Raw genomic sequence first — 5,664 nt, forward strand, 5'->3', positions numbered from 1 at the left:
AGCTCCCACCCCAGGCTCACCAGCTCGCTGGCCACCAGGTGGGAGTCGTACTCGTTCATCTGGCATCCAAAGGTAATGATGTGGGCACGCATAGGCCTCCCAGGGCGACCGGGGGGATCCCGGACCCGTTTCCTCAGTGTAACAACCTCCTGGTCCCTTAGGCTATTGCCGGGTCAGGATACAGCAAAACCGGGCTCCCAAAACTAGACCCTAGGGAGCCCGGCACCTGCTGGTGGCGGCGGTGGGACTCGAACCCACGACACCACGATTATGAGTCGTGTGCTCTGACCACCTGAGCTACGCCGCCACGGGCGCACCAGGCACTCCCCATCTTAGGGGAGGGCCCTCTGGCGGTCAAGGCTCAAAGCCGATGTGGTCCATGAAGTCGGGGAGGATTTCCTCGGCAAAAAGGTCCAAGAAGGCCCTCACCGCCCCTAGGCTCACGCCACCCGTAAGGTCCAGGTCCGACTCCACCCACGCCGTCCCCTCCTCATCCAAAAAGGCCCGGCTAAAGCGGCGGTCCCGGTTCCAGGCGTTTAGGACCTCGAGGCCCAACCCCCCATCCAGGGTAAAGCCGGCGCTGAGGGTCAACACCCCACAGCGCTCCTCCTGGCAGTAGTCCAGGTAAAGCCAGACCTTCTCCAAGCCGGCCATTGGCAAACGGAACTCCCGAGCGTCCACCCTTTCGTAGCTGAGGCCCGCCTGCCTCAAGACCCCCTCCACCTCCGCCGGGCTTAAGCCCTTGACCACAGCCTGCCCCAAGGCCAATCCCAAAAACACGAATGCCGCCAGCAATCCCCTCATAAAACCCCTTTCCCCCCAACGGGCCAAAAGGCCACTTTGAAGGACCCCTTCAGCCTACACAATCCCCCGCTCCCGCAAAAGGGCTCCCTTCTGGAAGCGCTCCAGGCGAAAAGGGCTTAGGTCCAGGCTCCGGGCCTCTCCATGGACCACCTCTTCGGCCATGAGCCTCCCCACCATGGCCGCCTGTTGCACCCCGTGGCCGGAAAAGCCCGCCGCCACCAACAGCCCCTCCTCCACGAAACCCAGGATGGGGTTGGCGTCGGGGGTCATCTCGTAGTAGCCCCACCAGCTGGCCTTCCGGTCCAGGGTGAGCCCCTCCAGGAAGGGGAAGCGGGAAAGGCCCGCCTCGAGGGTCGGCCCCAGCCACCCCCAGTCCATGCCCTCTTGGAACCCAGGGGGTTCGTCCGGATTGGAACGGCCAAAGAGCACCCTTGTCCCTTCGGAGCGCAGGTAGAAGCCCGTGGCCAGGTCTATGGTGAGGGGAAAGGCGTGGGAAAAGGGCGCTGGGCCCGTGGCAAAGACCATGCGGCGCACGGGCGCTATGGGGATCTCCAGGCCAAGCCTTTTCCCCACCTCCCCCGTCCAGGCCCCGGTGCACAGGAGGAGAAAGGGGGCCTCCACCTCCCCCTTGGGGGTCCTAACCCACCAGAGGCCCTTTTCCCTGTGGGCGGAGATCAGGGGCTCGGAAAAGCGCACCTCAGCCCCAAGCCGCCTGGCCTCCCTGAGGTAATAGGCCGTGACCCCGTGGGGGTCTATCACCCCATCCATGGGGCCATAGGTGGCGTAGGCCAAGCCCTCTTCCCGAAAGGGCACGTGGGCCTGGGCCTCCCTTAGGGAAAGCTTGGCCACCGGTACCCCCAAGGCCCTTTGGGTGGCCAAGGCCTCCTCCTGGGCCTCCCTAAGGCCTTCCGGCACCAGAAAAAGGTACCCTATGGGCCGGTAGCCGGCCTCAGGAATCCCTTGGTACTCCAGGATGGAATGGTAGGAAAGGAGCACGTTCAAGGGCTCGGAGAACTGCACCCGCACCCCAGCAGCGCTTCTCCCGGTGGAGCCTTGGGCAAAGGTGGCCTCCTTTTCCAGGAGCCGCACCCGAAGCCCCGCCTGGGCCAAACGGCAGGCGCAGGCCGCCCCCACGATCCCCGCTCCCACCACCAGGGCATCGGGCATGCCCCCAGTCTAGGACACCCTTCCCCCTCAAAGGGGGTATGCTATGCCCCGGAGGTTGGCCATGGGCTACCAACACATCCGTATCCCCGAAGAAGGCGAAAGGATTGCCATCAAGGACGGGGTTCTCCAGGTTCCCGACCGTCCCATCATCGGCTTCATTGAGGGGGATGGGACCGGCCCCGACATCTGGAGAGCCGCCAAGCCCGTATTAGACGCTGCGGTAGAAAGGGCCTACGGGGGGAGGCGCAGAATCGCCTGGGTGGAGATCTACGCTGGGGAAAAGGCCAATGCCGTCTACGGGGAGCCCATCTGGCTCCCGCAGGAAACCTTGGACTTCATCCGGGAATACCTGGTGGCCATCAAGGGCCCCCTGACCACCCCGGTGGGCGGGGGGATCCGCTCCATCAACGTGGCCCTCAGGCAGGAGCTGGACCTTTACGCCTGCGTGCGTCCGGTGCGCTGGTTCAAGGGGGTGCCAAGCCCGGTGAAGCACCCGGAGCTGGTCAACATGGTCATCTTCCGGGAAAACACCGAGGACATCTATGCGGGGATTGAGTGGCCTGCGGGCAGCGAGGAGGTGCAAAAGGTCCTGGACTTCCTCAAGCGGGAGTTCCCCAAGGCCTACGCCAAGATCCGCTTCCCCGAAACCTCGGGCATCGGCATCAAGCCGGTTTCCAAGGAGGGCACGGAGCGCCTGGTGGCCGCCGCCCTGGACTACGCCATCAAGGAGGACCTCCCCAGCGTCACCCTGGTGCACAAGGGCAACATCATGAAGTTCACGGAAGGGGCCTTCCGGGAGTGGGGCTATGCCCTGGCCCGAGAGAGGTATGGGGCCACACCCCTGGATGGGGGTCCCTGGCACGTGCTGAAAAACCCCAAAACGGGCCGGGACATCGTCATCAAGGACATGATCGCCGACAACTTCCTGCAGCAGATCCTCCTCCGCCCCGACGAGTACTCGGTGATCGCCACCTTGAACCTGAACGGGGACTACATCTCCGACGCCCTGGCGGCCCAGGTGGGCGGGATCGGCATCGCCCCCGGGGCCAACATCAACTACCTCACGGGGCATGCGGTCTTTGAGGCCACCCACGGCACCGCCCCCAAGTATGCGGGCCAGGACAAGGTGAACCCCTCCAGCGTCATCCTCTCCGGGGAGATGATGCTCCGCTACCTTGGCTGGAACGAGGCGGCGGACCTCATCCTCCAGGCCATGGAGCGCACCATCGCCAAGGGCCTGGTCACCTACGATTTCCACCGCCTCCTGCAGGCGGAGGGCAAGCCCGCCACCCTCCTCAAGACCAGCGAGTTTGGCCAGGCCTTGATCCAGCACATGGACTAGAGGAGGGCGAAGCGGGCCTCGAGGCGGGGAAGATCCGCCTCCAGGAAGCGGAGGGTGACCTCGGCGTCCAGGGGTAAGGGCCCAGGAAGGGCCACCTGGGCGCTAAGGCCAAGCTCCGGCAGGAGAAAGACCCCCTGCCCTCCCCTCTTCTCCACCAAGACCCCCCTCCCCTCGTACCCCTTTTCCCTCAGGTACACCAGGGTCCAGTGGAGCTTGCTCTTCCTCTCCCCCTCCCGCACCAGGTCGGCCATGGCCTCCGCCGCCCCCACCCTCTGGAGGACCTCCTCCTGGGAAAGGGGCTTGTCCCCCTTTAGCCAGGCCCTGAGCTGCTGGTGGGCCACCAGGTCCAAGTAGCGCCTCAGGGGGCTGGTCACCTGGGCGTAAAGGGGAAGGCCAAGGCCCTTATGGGGGGCCGGAACCGCCTTGAGCTGGGCCCGTTTCAGGGCCTTCCGCTGTTCCCACATGGCGCTTAGACCCTCCCCTTCCACCCGCTTAGAGGGGGCCTCCTGGGTGGCGTAGGGGAAGGGCAGGCCTTCCCTATAGGCCAGGTGGGCAGCGGCATAGCCCGCCAGGTGCATGGCCTCCTGCACCCAGATGCGGCTTTCGTAGGCCTCTAGGGGGCGGATGCGGATCTCGTCCCCTTCCAGGCGCACCTTGGCCTCGGGAAGGTGGAGCTCGAGGCCCCCCTGGGCCAGGCGCCTTCGCCGGAAGGCCAGGGCCAGCTCCTTCAAGGGCTCCAGCTCCGCCACCCCCAGGGCCTCCTGGTAGCTCAGCCTTTTCACCCGCACCCAGCTCAGGAAGACCTCTTCGTCCAGAACCTCCCCTTCCCGGGAAACCGTGAGGGCAAAGGTGAGGGCCGGGGAAACCTCCTGTAGCCCCAGGCCCAGGGCCTCCGTGACCCCAGGAGGGAGCATGGGCACCGTGCCCTCGGGCAGGTACAGGTTGGCCCCCCGGCGCAGGGCCTCCAGGTCCAAAGGGCTGAAAGGCGCCACCAAGGCCGCCACATCGGCCACGTGCACCCATAGCCGGAAGCCCTCCGCCACCCTTTCCGCATAGACGGCATCGTCTGGGTCCTGGCTTTCCTCGTCGTCAATGGCGTAGGCGGGGAGATGGGTGAGGTCCACCCGCTTTTCCTGGGGCAGAGGGGGCACAGGGAGGTCCGGGGGGGAAAGGCTCAGGCCCAAACGCCTAGGGTGCGGGTTCTCCCGCCGCCACACCCCTAGGCGCAGGAGCAGGGCGTGGGCCGCCTCGGGGGTTTCGGGCTGGCCCAAGGCCCTAAGCACCCGGCTTTCCTTCCTCTCCCCCAAGGCCATGGCCTCCACCTCCTGGACCAGGGGGCGGTCCTCCAAGGCCAGGACCCCCTGGCGCAGCCGCTCAAGCCCCTCGGCCAAGCGGCGCTCCCTTTCCTCCCGCTCCCGTTTGGCCTGGAGAAGGGCCTTAAGCTCCTCGGGGGCCCGGGCCCTCACCTTTTCCCCTTCCAGGTAAAACCGTTCCCCTTTCTGGGCCAAGACATAGGCCCCATAGGCCGTCTCCGGGGTGTAGGCGCCGAAGACCAGCTCGGCCAACTCCCTCAGGTCCACCGCCTGCCCTTGCAAAAGCTCCCAGGCAGCCTCCTCCTCGCCTTCGGGCACGTTCAGCTCCAAGGAGGCCGGCCCCGGGTGGAGCCAAAGGACATCCTTGGGGCGCACCCGGGCCCGTTCTCCCCCGGGCAGGGTGAGCTCCAGCTTGTCCCCCTTTTCCTCGGCCAGGGCGGGCCTGCCCTTGTAGACCACCAACGCCGCCACAGCCCTAAGGATAACCTAGGGGGAAAATCCGATATGTTCCATGAACGTGGGTATGGTGGTTTCGGTGAAGAGGCGGAAAAACTCCTTTACCGTTTCCCGGCTCACCCCCTCCGTCAGGTCCAGCTCCCACTCCACCCAAAGGTCCCCATCCTCGTCCAGATAGGCTCGGCTAAAGCGGCGCTCGCGATTCCAGCGGTTGATTTGCTCGAGGCTCACACCATCCTTTCTAAACCCGGCGTAAAGGGCTACCAAGCCGCACCGCCCCTCCTCACACCAATCCAACTCCACCCACACCTTGAGGGCCTTCTCCAACTTCAAAAGGAAAAGCCCCTCCCCCCTCTTTTCGTAGCCCAACCCCATCTCCCGCAAAAGCCCCTCCAACTCCCCAGGCGTAAGGCCCTTGACCAGGCCTTGGGCAAAGGCCACACCCAAGCCCACCAGCATCCCCACCAACAAGGCCCGGATACCCATTAAATCCCTCCTTCCACCCCTTCGGGTGGGCGCATGGGCGTGTAGGCCACAGCCCATCCCGGCCGGCCCCTCCCCACGTTGAAGGTCGTTAGGAAG

5 protein-coding genes and 1 tRNA gene are annotated in these 5,664 nt (G+C 65.4%); 1 reads left to right on the forward strand and 5 read right to left on the reverse strand.

All coding sequences use genetic code 11. The features are described from left to right. Nucleotides 1–230: 230 nt before the first annotated feature. The 3 genes from Q0693_RS04870 to Q0693_RS04880 all read right to left on the reverse strand — a co-directional run bounded on the left by Q0693_RS04870 (nucleotide 231) and on the right by Q0693_RS04880 (nucleotide 1,971). A tRNA-Met gene (locus Q0693_RS04870) sits at nucleotides 231–307 on the reverse strand. Nucleotides 308–354: 47 nt separating this feature from the next. Continuing rightward, nucleotides 355–804 (reverse strand): YbjN domain-containing protein, encoded by a 450-nt coding sequence (locus Q0693_RS04875; RefSeq protein WP_298629617.1) that lies wholly within the window; start codon nucleotides 802–804, stop codon nucleotides 355–357. Nucleotides 805–858: 54 nt separating this feature from the next. Next, entirely contained in the window at nucleotides 859–1,971 is a 1,113-nt protein-coding gene (locus Q0693_RS04880) for an FAD-dependent oxidoreductase (protein WP_298629618.1), read from the reverse strand. A 61-nt stretch (nucleotides 1,972–2,032) separates the two neighbouring features. Here Q0693_RS04880 and icd point away from each other — a divergent pair, with 61 nt between their 5' ends. Then, on the forward strand, nucleotides 2,033–3,313 hold the full coding sequence (gene icd / locus Q0693_RS04885; RefSeq protein ID WP_298629623.1) for an NADP-dependent isocitrate dehydrogenase: 1,281 nt from the start codon (nucleotides 2,033–2,035) through the stop codon (nucleotides 3,311–3,313). Here the strand turns inward: icd and Q0693_RS04890 are convergent. Further along, on the reverse strand, nucleotides 3,310–5,097 hold the full coding sequence (locus Q0693_RS04890; protein ID WP_298629619.1) for an RNB domain-containing ribonuclease: 1,788 nt from the start codon (nucleotides 5,095–5,097) through the stop codon (nucleotides 3,310–3,312). The genes icd and Q0693_RS04890 overlap by 4 nt on opposite strands. 15 nt (nucleotides 5,098–5,112) lie before the next feature. Next, nucleotides 5,113–5,568, reverse strand: coding sequence for a YbjN domain-containing protein (locus Q0693_RS04895; protein WP_298629620.1), 456 nt, complete (start codon nucleotides 5,566–5,568; stop codon nucleotides 5,113–5,115). Nucleotides 5,569–5,664: the final 96 nt, after the last annotated feature.

The sequence above is a fragment of the uncultured Thermus sp. genome, from assembly GCF_938010445.1.
Lineage (GTDB): Bacteria > Deinococcota > Deinococci > Deinococcales > Thermaceae > Thermus > Thermus altitudinis.